We start from the raw sequence: 23,522 nt of genomic DNA, 5'->3' as shown, positions 1-23,522 counted from the left end.
AATAAGCTAGTAGGGACCTCACTCCTTGCTAGCTCAGACGATCAGCAGCCTTTCGGTAGACCTCATCACGCTCACGCTTATCGACAGCCACGACAAACACCGTGATCTCCTGATCAATGACTTGATACACCAACCGATAACCGCTGCTGCGAAGCTTGATTTTGTAGCAATCGGGCAAGCCATGCAGACGGCTGGCTTCAATACGTGGATTGTTCAGGATCTCGACCAGCTTCTTTTTAAACTGTTGACGAACGGTATCGCCCAGTTTGTGCCATTCCTTCAAAGCCCGTGCATCGAAATCCAGCTCATAGGTCATCCAGTGAGACCTTCACCCGCTGAGGCGCAGCCAGCCGCTCCCGAACTGTTGCCAACAAGGCCTCATCATCTTCAGTCATGAGGACAGGCTTGAAAGGTAACTGGCCGCGGTCTGCCACGTACTGCAAGGCTTGCCGCATTAATTCCGATGGGGTGACGCCGAGCTTTTCCAACTCGTGATAAGCACGAGCCTTAAGGTCGTCGTCGATACGTACGTTGATAGAGGCCATGGGGCAGCCCTCACTGTAAAGACATTGGTCATTACAGTGATGCATCGAGGCTTCTTTTGCAAGTCTGACTAATCTGGTGCCAGTCAGGCCTTTTCCCAAACCTCAAAGCTGTACGCCGGCTTGTCCCCTTCCGGCGGATTCTCGACGTTCGACACTAACTTCCACTGGCTCGCATCAAACGCCGGAAACCACGCATCCCCTTCCGGACTCAGCGCCACGCGCGTCAGGTACAGGCGATCCGCCTGTTCCAGCCCCTGCGCATATAACTGCGCGCCGCCGATGAGCATCAGCTCATCCACGCCCTGCTCCAGCGCCCAGGCTTCAGCCCGCGCGACGGCGGCATCGAGTGACGGAAAAACTTCCGCACCTTCAAGCACCAGATCGGTCTGACGACTGACCACCAGGTTCAAGCGCCCCGGCAGCGGTCGGCCCAGGGAGTCCCAGGTCTTGCGCCCCATGATGATCGGCTTGCCGAGCGTGGTGGCCTTGAAGTATTTGAAATCCCCCGGCAAATGCCAGGGCATGCTGTTGTCGACGCCGATCACGCGGTTTTCACCGAGGGCTGCGATCAGGCTTAAAGGGAGAGTTTTTTTCATGGCGACGAGAATACCAGAGCCACGAACCAGCGGTTATGCTCCAAGCTCACTTGCACGACAGGAAGACGCGTGACCGCACTGAACCCCCTGCAAAAACTCTGGCTGACGGAAACCGTGCGCCTGCGTGAAGAACACGCCGGCCCCCTGGAAGACCAGGAAGCCAATCGCCTCGCCCGCACGGCGGGCGGCGACCTGCCGACGCGCATCCAGCAGCGCGCCCTGCACCTGGCCGAGCGCGATGGCCTGACCGCCGCCCTCACGCGCTGGCTGCAAGGCGCACGCCTGGCCCTGGTGCTGCTGGCGGTGGTGGCTGTCATCAGCGGCGCGGGCCTGGCCTTTGCTGCGCTGGGCAACGGCTTGACCCCGGTGAATGTGTTTTGGGCCCTGGGCAGCCTGCTCGGCTTGAACCTGATCCTGCTGTTGAGCTGGGCGTTGGGGCTGCTGTTTGCCGGCGAGCACGGCGCCAGTCTCGGGCGGCTGTGGCTGTGGCTCAGTGAAAAGCTTGCGCGCGATGCCAAGGCCGCCCAGTTGGCCCCGGCGTTGCTGCTGTTGCTGCAACGGCAGAAACTCAATCGCTGGGCGGTCGGTGTGCTGGTCAACAGCCTGTGGTTGCTGGCGCTGCTCAGCGCGCTGGTGATTCTGCTGACGCTGCTCACCACCCGCCGTTACGGTTTTGTCTGGGAAACCACCATCCTCGGCGCCGACACCTTTGTCGCCGTGACCCAGGCCCTCGGCACCCTGCCCGCCCTGCTGGGCTTCAATGTGCCGACCGTCGAGATGATCCGCGCCAGCGGCGACTCCGCACTGAATATCGAAAGCGCCCGCCAGGCGTGGGCCGCCTGGTTGGTCGGCGTATTGCTGGTCTACGGCCTGCTGCCAAGGTTGATCCTCGCCCTGCTGTGCCTGTGGCGCTGGAAACGCGGGCGCGCCGCCTTGCGCCTGGACCTCAACCTGCCCGGCTACAGCCCACTGCGCGAACGCCTGATGCCCAGCAGCGAGCGCCTTGGGGTCAACGACGCCGCGCCGGAACAACTGCACCACGTCACCGGAGGCGTCAGTGAGCTGGACAGCGACGGCGCCTTACTCGTCGCCATCGAACTGGACGATCAGCACCCCTGGCCCCCCAAGCTGCCGGCGAATGTAAAGAACGCGGGAATCCTCGACAGCCGCGAATCGCGCAGCAAGCTCCTGGAGCAACTCAGCCGCTTCCCGCCCGCGCGCCTGGTCATCGCCTGCGACCCGCGCCGCTCGCCGGACCGTGGCAGCCTGGCGCTGATCGCCGAACTCGCGCGCAGCGCCACCGCCACTCGTGTGTGGCTGCTGCAAGCCCCAGCGGGCCAGGCATTGGATGCCGAACGCCTGGGCGATTGGCACACCGCGCTGCAACAACTGGAGCTGCCGTTCGCCGACTGCGCGCCGTTGAACTGGCTGGAGACCGGTCATGACTAAACCGCTGAAACTCGCCGTGGTCGGCCACACCAACGTCGGCAAGACCTCGCTGCTGCGCACCCTTATCCGTGACGTCGGTTTCGGTGAAGTCTCCCATCGCCCCAGCACCACGCGGCATGTCGAAGGTGCGCGCTTGTCGGTCGACGGCGAAGCCTTGCTGGAGCTGTACGACACACCCGGCCTGGAAGATGCCATCGCCCTGCTCGACTACCTGGAACGCCTGGATCGCCCCGGCGAACGCTTGGACGGCCCAGCCCGCCTGGCGCGGTTCCTGGAAGGCAGCGAAGCCCGCCAGCGTTTCGAACAGGAAGCCAAGGTGCTGCGCCAACTGCTGGCCTCGGACGCCGGCCTGTATGTGATCGACGCTCGCGAACCGGTGCTGGCCAAGTACCGTGACGAACTGCAAGTGCTGGCCAGTTGCGGCAAACCGTTGCTGCCGGTGCTCAACTTCGTCAGCAGCAGCGACCACCGCGAGCCGGACTGGCGTGAAGCCCTGGCGCGCCTGGGCCTGCATGCGCTGGTGCGTTTCGACAGCGTCGCGCCGCCGGAAGACGGCGAACGCCGCCTGTATGAAAGCCTCGCCCTGCTGCTGGAAAACGCCCGTCCGCAGTTAGAAAGACTGATTCTTGACCAGGAAGCCCAACGCCAGGCCCGTCAACAGAGCGCCGCGCGGTTGATTGCCGAACTGCTGATCGACTGCGCCGCGTGCCGACGCAGCGTGGTGACTGAAGATGAGCAACAAGCCATCAGCGATTTGCGCAAGGCGGTGCGTCAGCGCGAACAAAAATGCGTGGAGGCCTTGCTCAAGCTGTTCGGCTTTCGCCCCCAGGACGCCGCCGCCAGCGATTTACCGTTGCTGGACGGGCGCTGGGGGGATGACCTGTTCAACCCGGAAACCCTCAAGCAACTCGGCGTGCGCGTCGGCGGTGGCATCGCCGCAGGCGCAGCGGCCGGGGCCGGGGTGGACCTGCTGGTCGGCGGGCTGACCCTCGGCGCCGCCGCCCTCGCAGGCGCCATCGCCGGTGGCGCGTTGCAAACCGCACGCAGCTACGGCAGCCGCCTGCTGGGCAAGATCAAGGGCCAGCGCGAGCTGACGGTGGACGACAGCGTGCTGCGCCTGCTCGCCCTGCGCCAGCGCCAGTTGCTCAAGGCCCTGAACCTGCGCGGCCATGCGGCGATGCACAGCATCAAGGTCGATACGCCCCAGGACAAGACCTGGCGCGAAGGCAAATTGCCCGACGCGTTGCACAAAGCCCGCGCCCACCCGCAGTGGTCATCCCTCAACCCCCACGCCAAACTGAGCCAGGCCGAGCGCCAGGAACAGGTCGAAGCCCTGGCCCAGCGCCTCGACGAGACTTAAGCCGCCAGCAGCTGCCGGGCCTTGGCCTTGAGCACTTGCAGGTCGAGCACCGGTACGTGCATTTGCTTGGCCTGTTCATCCCAGTAGCGCATGCGCAGGCTGACCTGACACAGCGGGTCTTGCTCAAACGCCCGAGCCTCCTCGGCCGTCATCACGCCGCCCTGGTAACCCAGGGTGCGGCGGCTGGCCTCGCTCAAGCGTGCGTAGTAGTCCGGCTGGCTGAACGTCAGGTAGCGCTTGGCCTGGACGTGGTACTCCACCAGCCTGGCCAGGCGCTCACTGAAGCCTGCACGGCGCAAATAATCCGCGCCCAAACGCTCATGGCTGACCACGCCGTAACCGCCCATGTTCTCGCCATCCTGGCCGCAGAGATGGCCGATGTCGTGGAAGAACGCCGCCAATACCACCTCATCATCGAAGCCCTCGGCCATGGCCAACTGCGCGGCCTGGGACATGTGCTCGATCTGCGACACCGGCTCGCCGATGTAATCCGCCGTGCCGTGCTGCTCGTATAAACCGAAGACTGCGGCAATCGCCTGTTCCGGGTTCATCACGCTTGCCCCCACAGTGTTGTGATATTGCGCTCGGCCATCGCCGGCCCCACGCTCATGCCCACGCCGGTGTGCATCAAGGCAACGCTCACGCCAGGTGCGGCCTGCACAAATGAAAACGGCGCCGGGCCCCTGGCACCGTAGACGCCCTGCCAGCGTTCCACTACCTGGATCTTGCAACCCAAGGTCTGCTCGGCCAACTCGATCATCCAGTCATCTACCTGCTCGGCATTGAACGGCGAGGCATCGCTGCCGTAGTCGTGGGAGTCGCCGATGATCAGTTCGCCATGGGGCGTGGGGCTGATCAACAGGTGAATCCCGTGTGCATGCAGGTGCGGCGCATCGCGCAGGATCTGCGCCTGCACCGGCGCGGCTTCAGGCAGGTCGGCAAAGGCGCCGTAATGCACGCAACTGAGGCCGGTGAGCAACGCGTGTTGCAGGTTGAGGTTAAGCGCAGGCCGGGCGCGCAGCATTTGCAGGCGGCAGATCTGCGGGTTGAGTTCGGCGATGGCCTCGGCCAACAGGGTTTGATAATCGTGACCGGAACAGACGATGACCTGCTCGCCACGAAAGCTGCCCGCCGTGCTGTGCACCTGGCCCGATTCGACATCGCGCACCAGGGTGGAGAAGTAAAATTCCACACCCAGTTGCTGGCTCAGGTAGTGGATCAGCGCCGGTATCGCCTCGCGCGAATACAGTTGCTGGTCGTCCTTGCCATGCAGCGCGGCGCGGTGATGACGGAACTGGCCGCCATAAAGATCTTTCAACGCCGCGCCTTGCAACAAGTCGACGTTGTAGCCGTGCTCGCGCGCGCGGCCGGCGCAGAAGGCTTCCAGCAGATGCTCTTCGGCTTCGGTGCGAGCGAATAGATACGAGCCGTTGCGCTTCAATTGAAGGCCCGCCTCATGTGCCCAATGCCCCCAGATTTCACGGCTTTGTCGTGCCAGGTCGAACATCGGCCCCGGCGGCTGCCCGGTGACCAGGGCCTGGCCGAAGTTGCGTACCGAGGCGCCCAGCGGCGTGGCGCTGCGCTCGAACACCTTGACCTTGAGCCCGCGCCTGGCGGCGGCGTAGGCGTGGGACAGGCCGAGGATGCCGGCACCGATGATCAGTAAATCTGTCATGGAATATGCAACCCTCTGTAGGAGCGAGCTTGCTCGCGAAGAACGTCAACGATAAGGCAGCGCTTCAGGTTATCCGCGCCGTCTATTCGTTCTTCGCGAGCAAGCTCGCTCCTACAGGTAGAGGTGAAAATTATTGTTTTTCCGACTTGCCGTCATAGCGCTTACGCCATTCGGTCAAAATGCTGTCGCGATTCTTCGACGCCCAGGCAAAGTCGTTCTTGATCAAACGCTGCTCGTAGTCGGCCGGCAATTCGGTCTGCGGCTTGGCGATACCCGGCTGGGCGAGCACGGCAAAGTTGTCCTTGTACAGGTCCATTGCCGCTGTACTAGCGGAGAAATCCGCGAGTTTTTTCGCCGCGTCCGCATGGGCGGTGCCCTTGATCACGGCGGTGGCTTCGATGTCCCAGCCCAGGCCTTCCTTCGGCAGGATGATGTCCAGCGGTGCGCCCTGGCGTTTCAACTGCACGGCCGGGTATTCGAAGGAAATACCAATCGGGAACTCACCCGAAGCCGCCAGCTTGCAGGGTTTGGAGCCCGAATGTACGTACTGGCCGATGTTCTGGTGCAAGTCATCCATGTACTGCCAGCCCTGCTTCTCGCCGAAGGTCTGCAGCCAGGCGCTCACATCCAGGAAGCCGGTGCCGGACGATGCCGGGTTGGGCATCACGATCTTGCCCTTGTACTCGGGCTTGGTCAGGTCTTGCCAACTGACCGGTTTGGTCAGGCCCTGTTTCTCGGCTTCGACCGTGTTGAAGCAAATGGTCGCGGCCCACACATCCATACCGACCCAGGCCGGTGGGTTGGCGGCGTCACGGTAATTCTTGCCGATCTTGTCCAGGTCCTTGGGGGCGTAGTTGTCCAGCATGCCTTGCTGATCGAGGATCGCCAGGCTCGATGCAGCCAGGCCCCAGACCACGTCGGCTTGCGGGCGGTCTTTTTCGGCCAGCAGCTTGGCGGTAATGATGCCGGTAGAGTCGCGCACCCATTTGATCTCGACGTCCGGGTTGGCCTGTTCGAAGGCTTTTTTGTAGGTCTTCAACTGCTCGGCTTCAAGGGCCGTGTACACGGTCAACTCGGTCTTGGCGAAGGCATTCAGGCTGAATGCAGTGAGTACGGCAGCGACCAGCGCCAGGGGCTTGAACATGGAGCACCTCCTTCAGGGATGTTTATTGGCCGGGCGCGGTCTGGCGCCAGGCTTGGGAGCGGCGCAAGGCGCCACGTGAAGCCCACGCCAGCAGCAGCGAAACGCCGGCCGAGGTGAACAGGATCAGGGTCGACATGGCCGCCGCGCCGCCCACGTTGCCGGCGTCGTCCATGTTCAGCACGGCGACGGCGGCGAGGATGGTGTCGGGGCTGTAGAGGAAGATCGCGGCGGACACGGTGGTCATCGCCGACACAAACAGGTAGCGCACGATGTCCAGCAGCGCCGGCAGGCAGATCGGCACCGTGACTTTCAAGTAATGGCGATACAGCGGCGCCTTGAGCGACAGCGCTGCCGCTTCGAACTCGGCGTCCAGTTGGCGCAGCGCGGTGGTGGCGGTCATCTGTGCGGTGGTCAGATAGTGAGCAATGGTGCACACCACCAGCAGGGTCATGGTGCCGTAGAACACATGCAGCGGGTTGCCACTCAGGTTGAAAAAGAACACGTAGCCCAGGCCCAACACCAACCCAGGCACGGCCATCGGCACAAAGCTGAGCATGCGCAGCGCCAGGTTCAGGCCCTTCTGGCCCTTGGTCTTTTCCATCAGGTAGGCGCCGGTGAAGATCAACACGCTGCCGATCAACGCCGTGCACAACGCCAGGGTCAAGCTGTTGCGATAGGCCAGCCAACCGCCGCCGGCCGTGTCTTCGAACTGGTAGTGGCTGAGCGACAGTGACAGGTTGTACGGCCAGAACTTCACCAGCGAGGAGTACACCGCCATGCCGAACACCAGCAGCAACACGGCACAGATCAGCAGCACGATGAGCAGGTAGCAGCCATCCCGTAAACGCGACGGCACTGGCTGGAAGACTTGGGCGCGGCCACTCATGCCGTCACCTTGGCGGCGACGCAACCAGGCATCAACGCCAAAGCTGAACAGCGCCGGCAGCAGCAACACCATGCCGATCAACGCCCCCCGACCAAACTGTTGCTGGCCGACCACCGCCTTGTAGGCTTCCAGCGCCAGCACTTGGTAATCCCCACCGACCACCACGGGCACGCCGAAATCCGTGATGGTCAGGGTGAACACCAGGCAGGACGCGGCAAACACCGCCTGGCGCGTGGCCGGCCAGGTGATGCTGCGGAACGCCCGCGCAGGGCTGGCGCCCATGCTCGAGGCCGCGTCGAATAAACGCGCATCGGCCAGGGACAGCGCCGACAGCAAAATCATCAGGGCATGGGGGAAGGTGTAGATCACTTCACCGAGCACAATGCCCCAGAAGCCGTAGATGTTGTCCGAGAGCAGCCCGCGCAACAGGCCCTGGTTACCGAACAGATAGACCAGTGCAATCCCTGGCAGCATCGACGGTGCCATCAGCGGCAGCAGCGACAGGCCGCGCCAGATGGCCTTGCCGGGAATCAACGTGCGTTGCAGGGCGTAGGCAAACAGGTAGGCCAGCGGTACGACAATGGCCGCCACGCTGAGGGAGACTTTCAGGCTATTGCCCAGCAGCCAATGGAAGTTGGCGCTGGTGACCAACTCCCGCGCGGCGACCAGGCCACCGCCCTGCCCGGCTTCACTGCTGAAGCCGCGCCAGAAGATCGCCAGCAATGGCAGCAATACGGCGATGCCCAGCAGCAACAGCCAGAGCAGTTTGCCGCCGACCACGAAAATACGGTCGCCGGTTTCGGCGCGGGACACCTGGCGCGGCAGCGTCATGACAGCGGCCATCTCAGGCAAACACCTGCAGACTGCGCGGCGGCAAGGCAACCCAGATGTCCTGGGCGCCCAGGCGCGGCATGGCTTCCGGGGCCAGTTCGGCCAGCAGCGGATGGCCGGGCAGTTGCTCCAGCTCGAAACTCATGCGGCAGCGGTTGCCGAGGAAGGTGATCTCGCGAACCTTGGCCGGGAACAGGTTTTCTTCATGCACCGGCGGGTTGACGTTGATCGCTTCCGGGCGGCAAAACAGTCGGCCGGACTTGGCCACGCCAGCATCCTCGGCCAGTCGCATATTCATCCCGCCGACCTGGGCATGGCTGGCACTGTTGCGGCTGAACGGCAGCCAATTGCCCTGGCCGACAAACTCCGCCACAAACGGCGTGGCCGGACGGTCGTAAATCTCCTGGGGCGTGGCGTATTGTTCGACCTTGCCGTTGTTCATTACGGCGATGCGGTCGGCCATCAACATGGCTTCGTCCTGGTTGTGGGTGACCATCAAGGTGGTGATACCGAGGCGCCGTTGCAGCTGGCGCAGCTCGGTGCACAGGTGTTCGCGCACACGGGCGTCTAGGGCCGACATCGGCTCATCCAGCAACAGCAACGACGGGGCCGGCGCCAGCGCACGGGCCAGGGCGACGCGCTGCTGCTGGCCGCCGGAGAGCTGGCCGGGGTATTTCTTTTCACTGCCGAGTAGCCCCACCAGCTCCAGCATCTGGCCGACACGCTGGCGCACTTCATCGCGACCGCTGCCGGTGAGGCCGTAGCCGATGTTCGCTTCGACGGTGAGATTAGGAAACAGCGCGTAGGACTGGAACAGAATGCCGTAGTCCCTAGCCTGGGGCGGCAGCAGGGAAACATCGCGGTCACCCAGGTAAAGTTCGCCGCTGTCCTGGCGTTCCAGGCCGGCGATGCAGCGCAGCAACGTGGTCTTGCCGCAGCCGGAAGGGCCCAGCAGGCACACCAGCTCGCCGGCAGCCACGTCCAGGGACACGTTGTCGAGCGCAGTAAAGGCGCCGAAGCGTTTCTGGATAGCGCGCACTTTCATCGGCGCGCCGGGTTGGGTCAGGACTGTGTTCATGGTGGCACCTCATCAAACTGATGAAGGCCATGCTAGGCAGGCAATGCGTCCCTCTTGTGGCAGAAAGGCAAAACGCGGCGATAGTGGTATTCGCAGATTTGTGTAGGACTCTAAGAGCTGAGTTGCCGGGTACATCGCCATCGGGGGCAAGCCCCCTCCCACATTTGACCGAGTTCCAACATGGAAATGCGGCCACCTGTGGGAGGGGGCTTGCTCCCGATTGGTCCCCAAAGCCACTACAAGGCTTTAGATCGGCGACATTTCCTGCGCCAACCCCAAAAACGCCGCCGGTAGGCGAGCGCCTTTTCGTTCTTTGAGGCAGTACAGATACTCCGGAATCTGCGGCGCATTCTCGATGGTCAGCACCCGCAACTGCGGGTCGTGGGGCACTTCCTGGCGGGCGATGATGCTGATGCCGATATTGCGCAGCACCGCTTCGCGGATCGATTCACGGCTGCCGATTTCCAGCAGCGGCCCGTAACTCACGCCGGCACCTTGCAGCATCTCTTCCGTGAGCCGCCGCGTGGTGGAGCCCGCTTCACGCATCAACAGCGTATGCCCGGCCAACGCGCTGAGCGGCACATGGTCGAGCTTGGCCAGTGGGTGATTGCGGTGCACCGCCAGCACCAGCGGGTCGGTGCCGAGTACGCGGCGGATCAGGCGCGGGTCTTCAAGCAACTGCGAGGAGGCCGCGACATCGACGCGGTAATCGTCCAGCGCTTCGAGCACCTGCTGGGAGTTGCCGATTTCCACCGACACTTCCACTTGCGGCAGGCGTTCACGAAAGGCTTTGACCAGGTCGAGGATGTAGTACGGCGCCGTCGCGGCAATTCTCAGCGCCCCTTGGACCTGGCCGCTGTTACGCAGGAAAAACTCGATGTCTGCTTCCTGCTGCAGCAACGTCTTGACCATCGGCAGCAGGCGCGCGCCTTCGTCGCTGACGGTGAGGCGGCGCCCGCCACGGTAGAACAGCTCAACGCCGTACTGGCTTTCCAGGTTGCGAATCTGGGTGGTGACCGTGGGCTGGCTCAGGCCGAGTTTTTTCGCCGCCTGGGTAATGCTGCCCAGGCGGGCGACCATAAAAAACGCCTTCAACTCGGCACTCAGCACACCACCCTCTCATCCTCTATTTGCGCAACAGGCGCAGGCCATTGAACACCACCAGCAGGGCCACGCCCATGTCGGCGAACACCGCCATCCACATAGTGGCCAGGCCCAGGAAGGTGACCACCAGGAAGATCGCCTTGATCACCAGGGCCAGGGCGATGTTCTGCTTGAGGATACTCGACGTTTGCCGCGACAAACGAATGAATGCCGGAATCTTGCGCAAATCATCGTCCATCAAGGCCACGTCGGCGGTCTCGATAGCGGTGTCGGTACCTGCTGCGGCCATCGCAAAGCCAATCTCGGCGCGGGCCAGGGCCGGGGCGTCGTTGATGCCGTCGCCGACCATGCCGACCCGGTGGCCTTGGCCGTAGAGGGTTTCGATGGCGTGCAGTTTGTCGGTGGGCAACAGGTCGCCCTGGGCCTGATCGATGCCGACCTGGGCGGCAATCGCCTGGGCGGTGTGGGTGTTGTCGCCGGTGAGCATCAGGGTCTTGATGCCCAGTTCATGCAATTGCTGGATGGCTTCGCGGCTGCTGTCCTTGACCGTGTCGGCCACGGCGAACAGTGCCAGCGGGCCGGACTTGTCGAGCAACAGCACCACGGACTTGCCCTGTTTCTCCAGGGCGAACAGCTTTTCTTCCAACGCCGGCGAACACAGGCCAAGGTCCTCCACCAGGCGGTGGTTACCCAAGTGGTAGGTCTGGCCATTAATATCGCCGCGCACGCCACGACCGGCCAGGGCTTCGAAGTTATCCACAACGTGCACGGGCAGGTTTTTATCCACAGCCGCGTTGGCAATCGCCAGCGAGACCGGGTGGTCGGAACGCCCGGCCAAGCTGGCAGCCAGGGCCGGGGCGCTGTCTTCGACATGGGGGAACAGCGCCAGGTAATCGGTTTGCACCGGCTTGCCGTGGGTGATGGTGCCGGTCTTGTCGAGGGCCAGGTAGTCCAGCTTGTAACCGCCTTCCAGGTACACGCCGCCCTTGATCAGGATGCCTTTGCGCGCCGCAGCCGCCAGGCCGCTGACGATGGTGACCGGGGTGGAGATCACCAACGCACAAGGGCAAGCCACCACCAACAGCACGAGGGCGCGGTAGATCCAGTCGAACCAGGCACCGGCCATGAACAGCGGCGGGATCAGCGCCACACCCAAGGCAAACAGAAACACTGCCGGGGTGTAGATTTTCGAGAAACTGTCGACAAACCGCTGGGTCGGTGCCCGTGCGCCCTGGGCCTGCTCCACCGCATGGATGATGCGCGCCAGGGTGGAGTTGTTGGCCGCTGCGGTGACCTTGTACTCCAGGGACCCGGCCTGGTTGATGGTGCCGGCGAAGACTTTATCGCCCACGGTCTTTTCAATCGGCAGGCTTTCACCGGTGATCGGCGCCTGGTCGATGGTGGATTGGCCGGCAGTGACTTCACCGTCGAGGCCGATGCGCTCGCCAGGTTTTACCCGCACGATGGCGCCCAGCTCAATGCTTTTGACCTCCTGTTCAACCCAGCTGCCATCAGCCTGCTGCACCGTGGCCTGCTCCGGTGTCATCTGCATCAAACCGCTGATGGCATTGCGCGCACGGTCCAGGGATTTGGCTTCGATCAGCTCGGCCACGGTAAACAGGAACATCACCATGGCCGCTTCCGGCCACTGGCCAATCAGGATCGCACCGGTGACCGCGATGCTCATCAGCGCGTTGATGTTCAGGTTGAGGTTTTTCAGGGCGATCCAGCCCTTTTTATAGGTGGTAAGGCCGCCACTGAAGATCGACACCAGTGCGACCAGCGCAATCACCCAAGTGGGCGCGGCATTGGTGAAGTGCAGCACTTCGGCGCCCAATGCGCCCACGCCGGACAACGCCAACGGCCACCAATGTTTCTTGGCAGGCGGCTCGGCGGGCGGGCTGCCCTCCTCGATCGGATCGGCCTGCATACCCAGGGATTTGATCGCGTCAATGATCGGCGCGGTGCTCGGCAGGTCATGGGTGACGCCGAGGATGCGGTTGATCAGGTTGAACTCCAGTTGCTGCACACCCGCCAGCTTGCCGAGTTTGTTCTGGATCAGCGTCTGTTCGGTGGGGCAGTCCATGGCTTCGATGCGGAAGGTGCTCAGGCGCGAACCGGCAGTCGGGGCTTCGCTCAATTGCACCAGCGCGGGTGCCGGGGTACCGGAACAGCAGGAACCGCCATGGCCGTGGTCATGCACAGGCGTGAGTTTCTTCGGGCCATGATCGTGGTCGTGGTCGTGCTTATGCGGGGTGTGAATGGAATCGCTCATCAGGTCGCGTCCGTAAGGTGCCTGTTGCCAAGTAAAGACCCTGTAGCCACTATAGGGTCAAGCACCCATTTGGAGATTGCTGCAATGAAGATCGGCGAACTGGCCAAACTGACCGACTGCCCGGTGGAAACCATCCGTTATTACGAGAAAGAAGGCCTGCTGCCCCCCCCGGCACGCACCGACGCCAACTACCGCGTCTACACCCAGGCGCACACCGAGCGGCTGATCTTTATCCGCAACTGCCGCAGCCTCGACATGACGCTGGAAGAAATCCGCAGTTTGCTCGGGCTACGGGACAGCCCCCAGGACCAGTGCGAAAACGTGAATGCCTTGATTGATGAGCATATCCACCATGTGAAAGCGCGGATTGATGGGCTGTTGGCGTTGCAGGAGCAATTGCTGGACCTGCGCCAACGCTGTGGCGGCGGGGATCACTGTGGGATTTTGCAGCAGCTGGAGGTCAGCGGCGGTGTTGCCGCCAGCGAGGCCGAGCCCTCACATGTGGGCAGAAGCCACGGCCATTGAACGGGCCAAATGTGGGAGGGGGCAAGCCCCCTCCCACAGTGGACACAGACTCTAGATAGCCACGTCGGCCTTGATGCTTGGATAAGCGTCATAGCCCACGATTTCAAAGTCTTCGAACGTGTAGTCGTAGATCGACGCCGGCTTACGCTTGATCAACAGTTCCGGCAACTTCTTCGGCGTGCGCGCCAGCTGGGTCTGGATCTGTTCCATGTGGTTGCTGTAGGCGTGGGTGTCGCCGGTGGTGACGATGATCTCGTGGGGGATCAGGTCGCATTGCTGGGCCAGCATGTGGGTCAGCAGCGCCAGGGCGGCAGTGTTGTAAGGCAGGCCGAGGAACACGTCGGAGCTGCGGATGTACAACTGCATCGACAGATGGCCGTCATGCACGAACGCCTGGTACAGCAGGTGGCACGGTGGCAGGGCTTGTTTGCCGTTGCGCGCGTTTTCCTGCGGGCTCTTGGTTTCGTCCGGCAGGTACTCGACGTTCCAGCCGTGGAACAGGATGCGACGGCTGTTGGGGTTGGTCTTGAGCGTGTGCACCATGTAGTCGATCTGGTTGATCGTGCCGCCGTCCTTGGTCGGCCAGGCGGTCCACTGCTCGCCGTACACCGGGCCCAGGTCACCTTCTTCGGTGGCCCACTCGTCCCAGATTTTCACGCCGTTTTCGTTCAGCCACTTGATGTTGGTGTTGCCGCTCAACATCCAGATCAGCTCGTTGGCGATGCTTTTGAAGTGAAGCTTCTTGGTGGTCAGCAGCGGGAAGCCGTCGGCCAAGTTATGCCGATACTGACGGGCGAACACGGCCTTGGTGCCGGTGCCGGTACGGTCGCCTTTGGTCAGGCCATTGGTCACGACGTCGTTCAGTAGTTCGAGATATTGCTTCATGTCATTACCCGTATCGTTGAAGCCGAGACCTCGCAGGCCTCGGCATTCGAATTTAAAGCGCGGTGTCCTTCAGCGGTTGCGGGCGATTGTACGCCCACCACAGCAGGCCCAGGCCGACCAGGATCATCGGAATGCTGAGCACTTGCCCCATGGTCAGCCAGCCCCAGGCCAGATAGCCCAGCTGTGCATCCGGCACGCGCACGAATTCGACGATGAAACGGAAGATCCCGTAGAACAGCGCAAACATGCCGGAAACAGCCATGGTGGGGCGCGGTTTGCGCGAGAAGAGGTACAGGATAAGGAACAGTGCCACGCCTTCCAACGCGAACTGGTACAGCTGCGACGGATGGCGCGGCAATTGCGCCGGGTCGCTGAACGGCGGGAACACCATGGCCCACGGCACGTCGGTCGGCTTGCCCCACAGCTCGGCGTTGATGAAGTTACCGATACGTCCGGCACCCAGGCCGATCGGCACCAACGGCGCGACAAAGTCCATCAGTTGAAAGAACGACTTGCCGTTGCGCCGGCCGAACCACCAGGCCGCGATCATCACGCCGATAAAGCCACCGTGGAACGCCATGCCGCCTTTCCACACTTCGAAGATCAGCATCGGGTTGGCGATATACGCGGACAAGTCGTAGAACAGCACATACCCCAGGCGTCCGCCGACGATTACCCCCATCGACAACCAGAACACCATGTCGGAGAGCTTCTCCTTGGTCCAGGTCGGGTCGAAACGGTTCAGGCGCCGGGACGCCAGCAGCCAGGCGCCGCCGATGCCGATCAGGTACATCAACCCATACCAGTGGATTTTCAGCGGACCGATGGCCAGGGCCACCGGGTCGATCTGCGGGTAAGGCAGCATTGCGACTCCTCGTTAAATCATTCGTTATGGCGACCGGACCATGCCCGGGCGCGATTAAGCCTGCGTTACAGCAAAAAATTCAAACCGACGCAAAACAGCAGTGCGGCGAACAGCCGCTTCAACAAGCGCGGCGACAACCGGTGCGCCAGGCGTGCGCCGAAGCGGGCAAACACCATGCTGGTCAGGGCAATGCCCAGCAGCGCCGGCAAATACACGAACCCTAGACTATGAGCGGGCAACAGCGGGTCATGCCAGCCCAGAATCATGAAACTTAATGCACTGGCCAGGGCAATCGGCAGACCACAGGCGGATGAGGTGGCCACCGCCTGTTGCATCGGCACGCTGCGCCAGGTCAAAAACGGTACGGTCAGCGAGCCGCCGCCAATGCCGAAAATCGCCGAAGCCCAGCCAATCACGGTACCGGCCAGGGTCAGGCCGAGCTTGCCCGGCACGGTGCGGCTGGCCTTGGGCTTGACCTCCAGGGCCAGTTGCACGGCGATGATCAGGGCGAATACGCCGATGATCTTCTGCAAGTGGGGGCCGGAAATCGCTTCGGCGGTCAGCGCACCAAAACCGGCGCCGAGCAGGATACCCACGGTCATCCATACAAAGATCGGCCAACGCACCGCGCCACGTCGGTGGTGCTCACGCACGGCATTGACCGAGGTAAAGATGATCGTTGCCAGGGACGTGCCCACGGCCAGGTGCGTCAGCACCTGCGGGTCGAAGCCCTGCAAGGTGAAGCTGAACACCAGCACAGGCACGATGATGATCCCGCCGCCCACGCCAAACAGCCCGGCGAGCACGCCCGCGCAGGCGCCCAGCAGCAAATACAGCAGAAATTCCATGGGAGCCCCCCAACCAAGTCCGGCATGTTAACGGATGGAAGGCATGCGACCCAACTGGATACGATGGAACGCTGCTGCCGGTGTGGGTAGAGTGGCTAAAAACACAAAAGGGAACCGCCTGATGTGCCTGATTGTTTTCGCCTGGCGGCCGGGCCATGCCCAACCGCTGATCGTCGCGGCCAACCGCGATGAGTTCTACGCCCGCCCCAGCCTGCCGCTGGCCCAATGGCCGGATGCGCCCGAGGTCTTTGCCGGCCGCGATCAGGAAGCAGGTGGCACCTGGTTGGGAGTGAATGCCGATGGGCGGTTTGCTGCCCTGACCAACATCCGCGACCCGCACCAGCCGCCCGCACGCAAGTCACGCGGGGAACTGGTGGCGCGGTTTCTCAGTGGTTCGCTACCGATTGACCAGTATTTGGCCGACGTTAACGGCCGATCGATTGAATATGCCGGGTTTAACCTGCTGGTGGGGACGCGGGAAGAGTTGTGGCATTACAACGCCAATGACACCGAGCCGACGCAACTGAAGCCAGGGGTCTATGGGTTGTCCAACGCGGGGCTGGATACCCCGTGGCCGAAGCTGGTGAAGGCCAAAGCCGCGCTGCGCGAATTGCTGACCGATCCGCAGCCCGAAGCGCTACTGGAGATCCTGAGCGACCCGCAGACGGCATCGTTTGCTGACTTGCCCGATACCGGCGTGGGGTTGGCGACGGAGAGTCTGCTGTCGAGTGTGTTTATCGCCAGCCCGAGTTATGGGACGCGGGCGAGCACGGCGCTGATTGTGAATGCCGATGGTACGCGGCGGATGGTGGAGCGCAGCTTCGGGCCGCAGGGTGGGCGGTTGGGCGAGGTAGACATCAACCTGTAGGAGCGAGGGGGACGCCTAGTTCTTGCTCGCGAAAAACCTGAGAACGCCGCAGGGAATCAGGCTCCCCGCGTTATCGTTGAGGTTCTTCGCGAGCACGCTCGCGCCTACAAGGTTTTGGCGGAAGCCGGGTTGATCATCCGTGTCAGCCCCAGGTTCTTCAGCGCCAATTGCAGCGAGCTGTGGATAACCTGCGGGTTGTCGATGGTCATCAACTCGGCCAGCAGATCCTTGGCCATGCTCAGTTCAACCTGGCGCAGCATCCACTTCACCTTCGGCAAGTTGGTGGCGTTCATCGACAGGCTGTCAAAACCCATCGCCATCAACAGCACCGCTGCTGCCGGGTCGCCGGCCATTTCACCGCAGATACTCACCGGCTTGCCTTCGGCATGGGCGTCGCGCACCACGTTTTGCAGGGCTTGCAGCACCGCCGGGTGCAGGTAGTCATAGAGGTCGGCTACCCGCGGGTTGTTACGGTCCACGGCCAGCAGGTACTGGGTCAGGTCGTTGGAGCCCACCGACAGGAAGTCCACCTGCCGTGCCAGCTCCTTGGCCTGGTACACCGCCGCCGGGATTTCGATCATCACGCCAATCGGCGGCATCGGCACGTCGGCGCCTTCGTCGCGCACTTCGCCCCAGGCGCGGTGGATCAGGTGCAGGGCTTCTTCCAGCTCATGGGTGCCGGAGATCATCGGCAGCAGGATGCGCAGGTTGTTCAGGCCTTCGCTGGCCTTGAGCATGGCGCGGGTCTGCACCAGAAAGATTTCCGGGTGGTCGAGGGTCACGCGAATACCGCGCCAGCCGAGAAAGGGGTTGTCTTCCTTGATAGGGAAATACGACAGTGACTTGTCGCCGCCGATATCCAGGCTGCGCATGGTCACCGGCAACGGGTGGAAGGCGGACAGTTGCTCGCGATAAATCGCCAGCTGCTCCTTCTCACTCGGAAAACGCTGGTTGATCATGAACGGCACTTCGGTGCGGTATAGCCCCACCCCTTCGGCGCCACGCTGTTGCGCGCGGGCCACATCGGCCAGCAGGCCGGTGTTGACCAGCAGCGGCACACGGTGGCCGTCGAGGGTCACGCAGGGCAGCTCGCGCAACGAGTCGAGACCCAGCGCCAGTTGCTTTTCTTCTTCCACCACCTCGGCGTATTGCTTGCGCAGCAAATCGCTGGGGTTGGTAAAGACTTCACCACGATGGCCGTCGACGATCATGTCGATGCCATCGACCTTGGAGTACGGCAGGTCCACCAGGCCCATCACCGTCGGAATGCCCATGGCCCGGGCCAGGATCGCGACGTGGGAGTTGCCCGAACCAAGTACCGAGACCAGGCCCACCAGTTTGCCTTCGGGCACTTCGCCGAGCATGGTGGCGGTCAGTTCTTCACTGATCAGGATGGTGTTGTCGGGGTAGACCAGGTTGGTGGTGCGGTCCTCCTGCAGGTAGGCCAGCAGACGGCGGCCAAGGTCGCGCACATCGGAGGCCCGCTCGCGCAGGTAGGCGTCGTCCATCAATTCGAAACGGTTGACGTGATCGGTGACCACCTGACGCAGTGCGCCCTGGGCCCATTGGCCGGTCTTGATCACGGTCTTGACTTCGTTCCCGAGGGACGCGTCGTCGAGCATCATCTGGTACACGTCGAACAGCGCGCGCTCTTCGGGGCGCAACTGGGTGGCCAGCTTGGTCGACAGGTTGCGCATGTCGGCGCGCACGCCTTCCAGGGCCGTCTTGAACAGTTTGATTTCAGCGTCGATGTCGTCGACGTGCTTGTCCGGCACCACATCGAGGTCGGCCGGCGGCAGCATGACCACGGCAGTACCGACCGCCGCCCCCGGCGAACCCGGTACGCCGACGAACTTGGCTTCCTGGATACCCTTGCCCTGGCGCCCCAAGCCGCGAATCGAGCCGGTAGCTTCGGCGTGGGCAATAACCCCGGCGAGCTGCGCGCTCATGGTCACGAGGAAGGCTTCTTCACCTTCGTCGAACTGGCGACGCTCTTTCTGCTGGATGACCAACACGCCGACGACGCGGCGGTGGTGAATGATCGGTGCGCCGAGGAACGAGGCGTAGCGCTCTTCGCCGGTTTCGGCAAAGTAGCGATAACGCGGGTGATCGGCCGCGTTTTCAAGGTTCAGGGGTTCTTCACGCGTCCCCACCAAGCCCACGAGACCTTCATTGGGCGCCATGCTGACCTTGCCGATGGAGCGCTTGTTCAAGCCCTCGGTGGCCATCAGCACAAAACGGTTGGTCTCTGGGTCCAGCAGGTAAACCGAGCAGACCTGGCTGCCCATGGCTTCCTTGACGCGCAACACAATAATCCCCAACGCCGCCTTGAGATCCTTGGCGGAGTTAACTTCCTGGACGATCTTGCGCAGCGTATTGAGCATGGCTCGGGGTCGAACTCCGTCGTCAGTCGCGCGATAAAAGGCGCGGGGCAAGCTCTTTGAGAGCGCGACGATAAACCTCGCGCTTGAATGTCACCACCTGGCCCAACGGGTACCAATAGCTGACCCAGCGCCAGCCATCGAACTCCGGTTTACCGGTCAAATCCATCCGCACCCGCTGCTCGTTGGAGATCAGGCGCAGGAGAAACCATTTCTGCTTCTGGCCGATGCACAGCGGTTGGCTGTGGGTACGCACCAGGCGTTGCGGCAAACGATAGCGCAACCAGCCCCGGGTACAGGCCAGAATTTGCACATCTTCGCGCTCAAGGCCGACTTCTTCATTCAACTCACGGTACAGGGCGTCTTCAGGGGTTTCATCGGGGTTGATTCCGCCTTGAGGAAACTGCCAGGCATCTTGGTTGATTCGGCGAGCCCATAGCACCTGTCCGGCATCATTCGTAAGAATAATCCCGACATTAGGACGGAAACCATCGGGGTCGATCACGGCAACAACCTCGCAAACGCATGTCGCCGCATTGTTCCACAAAGGTTGTTCCAGCGGCAACGAGGCTTCTTACCTTATGTGCACTCTTGTGAAAAGACCGTATTCTGGACGCCTTTTTACAGACTTTTCAGCGAGTAACTGCAATGCGCCTGGCTTTATTCGACTTGGACAACACCCTTCTCGGCGGTGACAGCGACCACGCCTGGGGCGATTACCTCTGCGCACGGGGGATTCTCGACCCGGTGGCCTACAAGGCTCGCAACGACGAGTTCTACCAGGACTACCTGGCCGGCAAGCTGGACAACGCCGCCTACCTGAACTTCTGCCTGGAAATCCTCGGCCGCACCGAGATGACTCAGCTGGACGAATGGCACAATGACTATATGCGCGACTGCATCGAGCCGATCATGCTGCCGTTGGCCTCAGAACTGCTGGCCAAGCACCGCGCCGCTGGCGACAAGCTGGTGATCATCACCGCCACCAATCGTTTCGTCACCGCGCCAATTGCCGCACGCCTGGGCGTCGAAACCCTGATCGCCACCGAATGCGAGATGGAAAACGGCCGCTACACCGGACGCAGCACCGACGTACCGTGCTTTCGCGAGGGCAAGGTGACGCGCTTGAATCGTTGGCTGGAAGAGACTGGGTACAGCCTGGAAGACAGCTACTTCTATAGCGACTCGATGAATGACCTGCCACTGCTGGAGCAGGTGACGCATCCGGTAGCGGTGGACCCGGATCCGAATCTGCGCGCTGAAGCCGAGAAGCGTGGTTGGCCGGTGATTACGCTGCGTAGCTGATGGCCTTATCGGCCCCCCCACACTCGACCGGATTCCAAAGGATGTACTCGGTTAAATGTGGGAGGGGGCTTGCCCCCGATGCAGTCGACGCGGTCTAAAACCCTAAATCGGCTTGGCGCCCATCAACCCTGCAATCGCCACAAAGCCCACCAGGCTCACCACCGCCAGCACCAGGGTGAAATTCAAGCTACCGCCCTCGCCTTTGCGCAGGCGGTTAAGCCGTGCCACCAGCCAGAACCAGGCCAGCGCCGCCACGGTATAGAGGATGCTGGAGCCCAGAATCCAGGTCTGCCCCAGCGGCCAGCCGATCAGGTGCGCCAGCCACCAGCCGGTAAACGGCATGCTGAGCATGCAAACGCCCATCAGCAACCACACGAACGCCCACGGGCGCTGCACAGTCACGGCCGGGCCGGCGCTGCGCTTGCGCCAGGCCAGCAGCGCCAGGCCGAGGCCACTGAGCAGCAACACCACCGTGGCGGCTATGTGGATAACTTTGAGGGTGGTAAGGGTGTCCATGTGTCGTCTTCCTTAAAGGCCGCCCCAATCAGCGTAGTCGCTCAACCGAGAAACAGTTTGTAGGCCGGGTTATCGCTTTCATCCCAATACGGGTAGCCAATGGCTTCCAGGGCTGCCGGGACCAGGTGACGCTCGCTCGCCGGCACTTGCAGGCCCGCGACCACACGGCCGTCAGCGGCGCCGTGGTTGCGGTAGTGGAACATCGAGATGTTCCAGCGCCCGCCCAATTTATTAAGAAAGTTGAACAAGGCCCCCGGACGTTCGGGGAATTCGAAGCGAAACACCACTTCATCACTGACCTTGGCCGCATGCCCGCCGACCATATGGCGAATGTGCAACTTGGCCAATTCGTTCTCGGTCAGGTCCAGCACCGGGAAACCCTTGCTGGTGAGGCTGGTGATCAGCGCACTGCGCGGGTCGTTTTCCGGGTGGGTCTGCACACCGACAAAAATGTGCGCTTCGCTGCCGGAGTGATAGCGGTAATTGAATTCGGTGATCTGGCGCTTGCCCACGGCCTCGCAGAACGCCTTGAAGCTGCCCGGTTTCTCGGGGATGGTCACGGCGATGATGGCTTCGCGGCCTTCACCCAGCTCGGCGCGCTCGGCCACATGGCGCAGGCGGTCGAAGTTGACGTTGGCGCCGGAGTCGATGGCCACCAGGGTTTGCCCGGTGATGCCACGGGTCTCCACGTATTTCTTGATCCCCGCCACACCCAGCGCGCCGGCCGGCTCGGTGATGGAGCGGGTGTCGTCGTAGATGTCCTTGATCGCCGCGCAGATTTCATCGGTGCTGACGGTGATCACTTCATCCACGTAGTGTTTGCAGATGTCGAAGGTGTGCTGGCCGATCTGCGCCACCGCCACACCGTCGGCAAAGATACCCACACTGGGCAACACCACACGCTCGCCGGCGGCCATGGCGGCTTGCAGGCAGTTGGAGTCGTCCGGTTCGACGCCGATGATCTTGATCTCCGGACGCAGGTATTTCACGTACGCGGCGATGCCGGCGATCAGCCCGCCGCCGCCCACCGGTACGAAAATCGCGTCCAGCGGCCCTGGGTGCTGGCGCAGGATTTCCATCGCCACGGTTCCCTGCCCGGCAATGGTGTGCGGATCATCGTAGGGGTGAATGTAGACGTAGCCTTTTTCGTCGACCAGCTTGAGCGAGTAGGCCAGGGCTTCCGGGAAGGAATCGCCGTGCAGCACCACTTTGCCGCCACGGGAGCGCACGCCTTCGACCTTGATCTCCGGGGTGGTCTTGGGCATCACGATGGTGGCCTTGACCCCCAGCACCTTGGCCGCCAGGGCCAGGCCCTGCGCATGATTGCCCGCCGAGGCCGTGACGACGCCGCGCGCACGCTCTTCAGCCGTCAACTGAGTCAGCTTGTTGTACGCGCCGCGAATCTTGAACGAGAACACCGGCTGCAAGTCTTCACGCTTGAGCCAGACCTTGTTGCCCAGCCGCTCGGAGAGCTGGCGAGCGGTCTGCAGCGGGGTTTCTACGGCAACGTCATAGACGCGCGAGGTGAGGATCTTTTTGACGTACTGTTCAAGCATCGGCGGAAGTCACTGGGCGGGTTGGGCAGGGCCAAGGAGTCTAACCCAGCGTTTGGCCGGGCGACCACACGAATCCAGAGGTTTTGTTGGGTTATACTCGCGCCCCTCTTTACTCCCCGCCCGTTCCGGAGCCCGCATGACCCAGGATCAACTCAAACAGGCAGTGGCCCAGGCCGCCGTCGATTTAATCCTTCCTAAACTCGACGACAAGAGCATCGTCGGTGTCGGCACCGGCTCCACCGCCAACTGCTTTATCGACGCGCTGGCCCAGCACAAGGGCGCATTCGACGGCGCCGTGGCCAGCTCCGAAGCCACCGCCGCACGCCTCAAGGGCCATGGCATTCCGGTCTACGAGCTCAACACCGTGAGCGACCTGGAGTTCTACGTCGACGGCGCCGATGAAAGCGACGAACACCTGAACCTGATCAAGGGCGGCGGTGCCGCCCTGACCCGCGAGAAGATCGTCGCAGCGGTGGCCAAGACCTTTATCTGCATCGCCGACGCCAGCAAACTGGTGCCGGTACTTGGCGCGTTCCCGCTGCCGGTGGAAGTCATCCCGATGGCCCGCAGCCACGTAGCCCGCGAGCTGGTGAAGCTGGGTGGCGATCCGGTGTACCGCGAAGGCGTGTTGACCGACAACGGCAACATCATCCTCGACGTGTTCAACATGCAGATCACCAACCCGGTGGAGCTTGAGACTCAAATCAACGCCATCGTCGGCGTGGTCACCAACGGCCTGTTCGCTGCGCGTCCGGCGGATGTACTGCTGTTGGGCACTTCCGAAGGCGTAAAAACCCTTAAAGCCTGATGCAAAACCAACTGTGGGAGGG

At 62.5% G+C, this 23,522-nt stretch carries 23 protein-coding genes; 6 read left to right on the top strand and 17 right to left on the bottom strand.

The window, feature by feature from the left end; translation table 11 throughout:
• Positions 1-28: 28 nt before the first annotated feature.
• The 3 genes from J1G35_RS06450 to J1G35_RS06440 form a co-directional block, all read right to left on the bottom strand.
• Positions 29-316 carry a type II toxin-antitoxin system RelE/ParE family toxin gene (locus tag J1G35_RS06450; RefSeq protein WP_223014135.1) on the bottom strand — a complete coding sequence of 96 codons (288 nt, stop codon included), beginning with the start codon at positions 314-316 and terminating at the stop codon, positions 29-31.
• Positions 306-545 (bottom strand): type II toxin-antitoxin system RelB/DinJ family antitoxin, encoded by a 240-nt coding sequence (locus tag J1G35_RS06445; protein WP_065938253.1) that lies wholly within the window; start codon positions 543-545, stop codon positions 306-308. The genes J1G35_RS06450 and J1G35_RS06445 overlap by 11 nt, the downstream gene beginning before the upstream one ends.
• 83 nt (positions 546-628) lie before the next feature.
• Positions 629-1,141, bottom strand: a complete 513-nt coding sequence (locus J1G35_RS06440; protein WP_223014133.1) for a dihydrofolate reductase — start codon at positions 1,139-1,141, stop codon at positions 629-631.
• 69 nt (positions 1,142-1,210) lie between these two features.
• Here J1G35_RS06440 and J1G35_RS06435 point away from each other — a divergent pair, with 69 nt between their 5' ends.
• Both J1G35_RS06435 and J1G35_RS06430 read left to right on the top strand, forming a co-directional pair.
• Positions 1,211-2,590, top strand: coding sequence for a DUF2868 domain-containing protein (locus J1G35_RS06435; protein WP_223014131.1), 1,380 nt, complete (start codon positions 1,211-1,213; stop codon positions 2,588-2,590).
• On the top strand, positions 2,583-3,950 hold the full coding sequence (locus J1G35_RS06430; protein ID WP_223014129.1) for a DUF3482 domain-containing protein: 1,368 nt from the start codon (positions 2,583-2,585) through the stop codon (positions 3,948-3,950). The genes J1G35_RS06435 and J1G35_RS06430 overlap by 8 nt, the downstream gene beginning before the upstream one ends.
• Here J1G35_RS06430 and J1G35_RS06425 read toward each other — a convergent pair.
• The 7 genes from J1G35_RS06425 to J1G35_RS06395 form a co-directional block, all read right to left on the bottom strand.
• Complete coding sequence (locus tag J1G35_RS06425) at positions 3,947-4,501, bottom strand: phosphonate degradation HD-domain oxygenase (RefSeq protein ID WP_053127932.1); 555 nt, start codon at positions 4,499-4,501, stop codon at positions 3,947-3,949. The two genes, J1G35_RS06430 and J1G35_RS06425, sit on opposite strands and share 4 nt — an antisense overlap.
• Complete coding sequence (locus J1G35_RS06420) at positions 4,501-5,625, bottom strand: TIGR03364 family FAD-dependent oxidoreductase (protein ID WP_223014127.1); 1,125 nt, start codon at positions 5,623-5,625, stop codon at positions 4,501-4,503. Before J1G35_RS06420 ends, J1G35_RS06425 begins: the two co-directional genes overlap by 1 nt.
• 130 nt (positions 5,626-5,755) lie before the next feature.
• Complete coding sequence (locus J1G35_RS06415) at positions 5,756-6,769, bottom strand: putative 2-aminoethylphosphonate ABC transporter substrate-binding protein (RefSeq protein WP_223014125.1); 1,014 nt, start codon at positions 6,767-6,769, stop codon at positions 5,756-5,758.
• Positions 6,770-6,791: 22 nt separating this feature from the next.
• Positions 6,792-8,498 (bottom strand): putative 2-aminoethylphosphonate ABC transporter permease subunit, encoded by a 1,707-nt coding sequence (locus J1G35_RS06410; RefSeq protein WP_223014123.1) that lies wholly within the window; start codon positions 8,496-8,498, stop codon positions 6,792-6,794.
• Between the two features lies 1 nt (position 8,499).
• The gene (locus J1G35_RS06405) at positions 8,500-9,564 is read right to left on the bottom strand and encodes a putative 2-aminoethylphosphonate ABC transporter ATP-binding protein (protein WP_053127924.1); all 1,065 of its coding nucleotides are present in this window, start codon (positions 9,562-9,564) and stop codon (positions 8,500-8,502) included.
• Positions 9,565-9,810: 246 nt separating this feature from the next.
• Positions 9,811-10,674 carry a LysR family transcriptional regulator gene (locus tag J1G35_RS06400; protein ID WP_065938087.1) on the bottom strand — a complete coding sequence of 288 codons (864 nt, stop codon included), beginning with the start codon at positions 10,672-10,674 and terminating at the stop codon, positions 9,811-9,813.
• 16 nt (positions 10,675-10,690) lie between these two features.
• Positions 10,691-12,943 (bottom strand): heavy metal translocating P-type ATPase, encoded by a 2,253-nt coding sequence (locus J1G35_RS06395; protein WP_223014121.1) that lies wholly within the window; start codon positions 12,941-12,943, stop codon positions 10,691-10,693.
• A gap of 84 nt (positions 12,944-13,027) precedes the next feature.
• Between J1G35_RS06395 and cadR the strand changes: the two genes are divergently transcribed.
• Positions 13,028-13,468: a Cd(II)/Pb(II)-responsive transcriptional regulator gene (cadR, locus tag J1G35_RS06390; protein WP_053127918.1), complete on the top strand. Its 441-nt coding sequence runs from the start codon at positions 13,028-13,030 to the stop codon at positions 13,466-13,468.
• A 51-nt stretch (positions 13,469-13,519) separates the two neighbouring features.
• On the opposite strand, the gene J1G35_RS06385 is transcribed toward cadR, so the two are convergent.
• The 3 genes from J1G35_RS06385 to J1G35_RS06375 all read right to left on the bottom strand — a co-directional run bounded on the left by J1G35_RS06385 (position 13,520) and on the right by J1G35_RS06375 (position 16,066).
• Entirely contained in the window at positions 13,520-14,353 is an 834-nt protein-coding gene (locus J1G35_RS06385) for a thymidylate synthase (protein WP_223014119.1), read from the bottom strand.
• A gap of 52 nt (positions 14,354-14,405) precedes the next feature.
• A complete protein-coding gene (gene lgt / locus J1G35_RS06380; protein WP_223014117.1) occupies positions 14,406-15,218 on the bottom strand; it encodes a prolipoprotein diacylglyceryl transferase in 813 nt (270 codons plus the stop codon).
• Positions 15,219-15,283: 65 nt separating this feature from the next.
• A complete protein-coding gene (locus J1G35_RS06375) occupies positions 15,284-16,066 on the bottom strand; it encodes a sulfite exporter TauE/SafE family protein (protein WP_053127913.1) in 783 nt (260 codons plus the stop codon).
• 121 nt (positions 16,067-16,187) lie between these two features.
• Between J1G35_RS06375 and J1G35_RS06370 the strand changes: the two genes are divergently transcribed.
• The gene (locus J1G35_RS06370) at positions 16,188-16,934 is read left to right on the top strand and encodes an NRDE family protein (protein ID WP_053127911.1); all 747 of its coding nucleotides are present in this window, start codon (positions 16,188-16,190) and stop codon (positions 16,932-16,934) included.
• 104 nt (positions 16,935-17,038) lie between these two features.
• On the opposite strand, the gene ptsP is transcribed toward J1G35_RS06370, so the two are convergent.
• Both ptsP and J1G35_RS06360 read right to left on the bottom strand, forming a co-directional pair.
• Positions 17,039-19,318: a phosphoenolpyruvate--protein phosphotransferase gene (gene ptsP, locus J1G35_RS06365; RefSeq protein WP_053127910.1), complete on the bottom strand. Its 2,280-nt coding sequence runs from the start codon at positions 19,316-19,318 to the stop codon at positions 17,039-17,041.
• A 22-nt stretch (positions 19,319-19,340) separates the two neighbouring features.
• Positions 19,341-19,820: an RNA pyrophosphohydrolase gene (locus tag J1G35_RS06360; protein ID WP_053128161.1), complete on the bottom strand. Its 480-nt coding sequence runs from the start codon at positions 19,818-19,820 to the stop codon at positions 19,341-19,343.
• Positions 19,821-19,963: 143 nt separating this feature from the next.
• Between J1G35_RS06360 and J1G35_RS06355 the strand changes: the two genes are divergently transcribed.
• The gene (locus J1G35_RS06355; RefSeq protein WP_053127908.1) at positions 19,964-20,620 is read left to right on the top strand and encodes an HAD family hydrolase; all 657 of its coding nucleotides are present in this window, start codon (positions 19,964-19,966) and stop codon (positions 20,618-20,620) included.
• Between the two features lie 102 nt (positions 20,621-20,722).
• Here J1G35_RS06355 and J1G35_RS06350 read toward each other — a convergent pair whose 3' ends face one another.
• Both J1G35_RS06350 and ilvA read right to left on the bottom strand, forming a co-directional pair.
• Positions 20,723-21,136 carry a DUF2269 family protein gene (locus tag J1G35_RS06350; protein WP_223014115.1) on the bottom strand — a complete coding sequence of 138 codons (414 nt, stop codon included), beginning with the start codon at positions 21,134-21,136 and terminating at the stop codon, positions 20,723-20,725.
• A 41-nt stretch (positions 21,137-21,177) separates the two neighbouring features.
• Positions 21,178-22,692 (bottom strand): threonine ammonia-lyase, biosynthetic, encoded by a 1,515-nt coding sequence (ilvA, locus tag J1G35_RS06345; RefSeq protein WP_223014113.1) that lies wholly within the window; start codon positions 22,690-22,692, stop codon positions 21,178-21,180.
• A 136-nt stretch (positions 22,693-22,828) separates the two neighbouring features.
• Between ilvA and rpiA the strand changes: the two genes are divergently transcribed.
• The gene (gene rpiA, locus J1G35_RS06340; RefSeq protein WP_053127902.1) at positions 22,829-23,500 is read left to right on the top strand and encodes a ribose-5-phosphate isomerase RpiA; all 672 of its coding nucleotides are present in this window, start codon (positions 22,829-22,831) and stop codon (positions 23,498-23,500) included.
• The last annotated feature ends 22 nt before the right edge of the window (positions 23,501-23,522 follow it).

Source organism: Pseudomonas sp. SH10-3B (assembly GCF_019891415.1).
Classification (GTDB): domain Bacteria; phylum Pseudomonadota; class Gammaproteobacteria; order Pseudomonadales; family Pseudomonadaceae; genus Aquipseudomonas.
This window is presented reverse-complemented; position numbering and strand designations above follow the sequence as displayed.

What these genes read in the sequence shown, in the direction of transcription:
- J1G35_RS06370 (WP_053127911.1), top strand. Translation starts at nt 16,188, where the DNA reads ATGTGCCTGATTGTTTTCGCCTGGCGGCCGGGCCATGCCCAACCGCTG.
- J1G35_RS06415 (WP_223014125.1), bottom strand. Translation starts at nt 6,769, where the DNA reads ATGTTCAAGCCCCTGGCGCTGGTCGCTGCCGTACTCACTGCATTCAGC.
- J1G35_RS06425 (WP_053127932.1), bottom strand. Translation starts at nt 4,501, where the DNA reads ATGAACCCGGAACAGGCGATTGCCGCAGTCTTCGGTTTATACGAGCAG.
- rpiA (WP_053127902.1), top strand. Translation starts at nt 22,829, where the DNA reads ATGACCCAGGATCAACTCAAACAGGCAGTGGCCCAGGCCGCCGTCGAT.
- J1G35_RS06420 (WP_223014127.1), bottom strand. Translation starts at nt 5,625, where the DNA reads ATGACAGATTTACTGATCATCGGTGCCGGCATCCTCGGCCTGTCCCAC.
- cadR (WP_053127918.1), top strand. Translation starts at nt 13,028, where the DNA reads ATGAAGATCGGCGAACTGGCCAAACTGACCGACTGCCCGGTGGAAACC.
- J1G35_RS06430 (WP_223014129.1), top strand. Translation starts at nt 2,583, where the DNA reads ATGACTAAACCGCTGAAACTCGCCGTGGTCGGCCACACCAACGTCGGC.
- J1G35_RS06440 (WP_223014133.1), bottom strand. Translation starts at nt 1,141, where the DNA reads ATGAAAAAAACTCTCCCTTTAAGCCTGATCGCAGCCCTCGGTGAAAAC.
- J1G35_RS06395 (WP_223014121.1), bottom strand. Translation starts at nt 12,943, where the DNA reads ATGAGCGATTCCATTCACACCCCGCATAAGCACGACCACGACCACGAT.
- J1G35_RS06450 (WP_223014135.1), bottom strand. Translation starts at nt 316, where the DNA reads ATGACCTATGAGCTGGATTTCGATGCACGGGCTTTGAAGGAATGGCAC.
- J1G35_RS06405 (WP_053127924.1), bottom strand. Translation starts at nt 9,564, where the DNA reads ATGAACACAGTCCTGACCCAACCCGGCGCGCCGATGAAAGTGCGCGCT.
- J1G35_RS06385 (WP_223014119.1), bottom strand. Translation starts at nt 14,353, where the DNA reads ATGAAGCAATATCTCGAACTACTGAACGACGTCGTGACCAATGGCCTG.
- lgt (WP_223014117.1), bottom strand. Translation starts at nt 15,218, where the DNA reads ATGCTGCCTTACCCGCAGATCGACCCGGTGGCCCTGGCCATCGGTCCG.
- J1G35_RS06350 (WP_223014115.1), bottom strand. Translation starts at nt 21,136, where the DNA reads ATGGACACCCTTACCACCCTCAAAGTTATCCACATAGCCGCCACGGTG.
- J1G35_RS06355 (WP_053127908.1), top strand. Translation starts at nt 19,964, where the DNA reads ATGCGCCTGGCTTTATTCGACTTGGACAACACCCTTCTCGGCGGTGAC.
- J1G35_RS06410 (WP_223014123.1), bottom strand. Translation starts at nt 8,498, where the DNA reads ATGGCCGCTGTCATGACGCTGCCGCGCCAGGTGTCCCGCGCCGAAACC.
- J1G35_RS06375 (WP_053127913.1), bottom strand. Translation starts at nt 16,066, where the DNA reads ATGGAATTTCTGCTGTATTTGCTGCTGGGCGCCTGCGCGGGCGTGCTC.
- ilvA (WP_223014113.1), bottom strand. Translation starts at nt 22,692, where the DNA reads ATGCTTGAACAGTACGTCAAAAAGATCCTCACCTCGCGCGTCTATGAC.
- ptsP (WP_053127910.1), bottom strand. Translation starts at nt 19,318, where the DNA reads ATGCTCAATACGCTGCGCAAGATCGTCCAGGAAGTTAACTCCGCCAAG.
- J1G35_RS06445 (WP_065938253.1), bottom strand. Translation starts at nt 545, where the DNA reads ATGGCCTCTATCAACGTACGTATCGACGACGACCTTAAGGCTCGTGCT.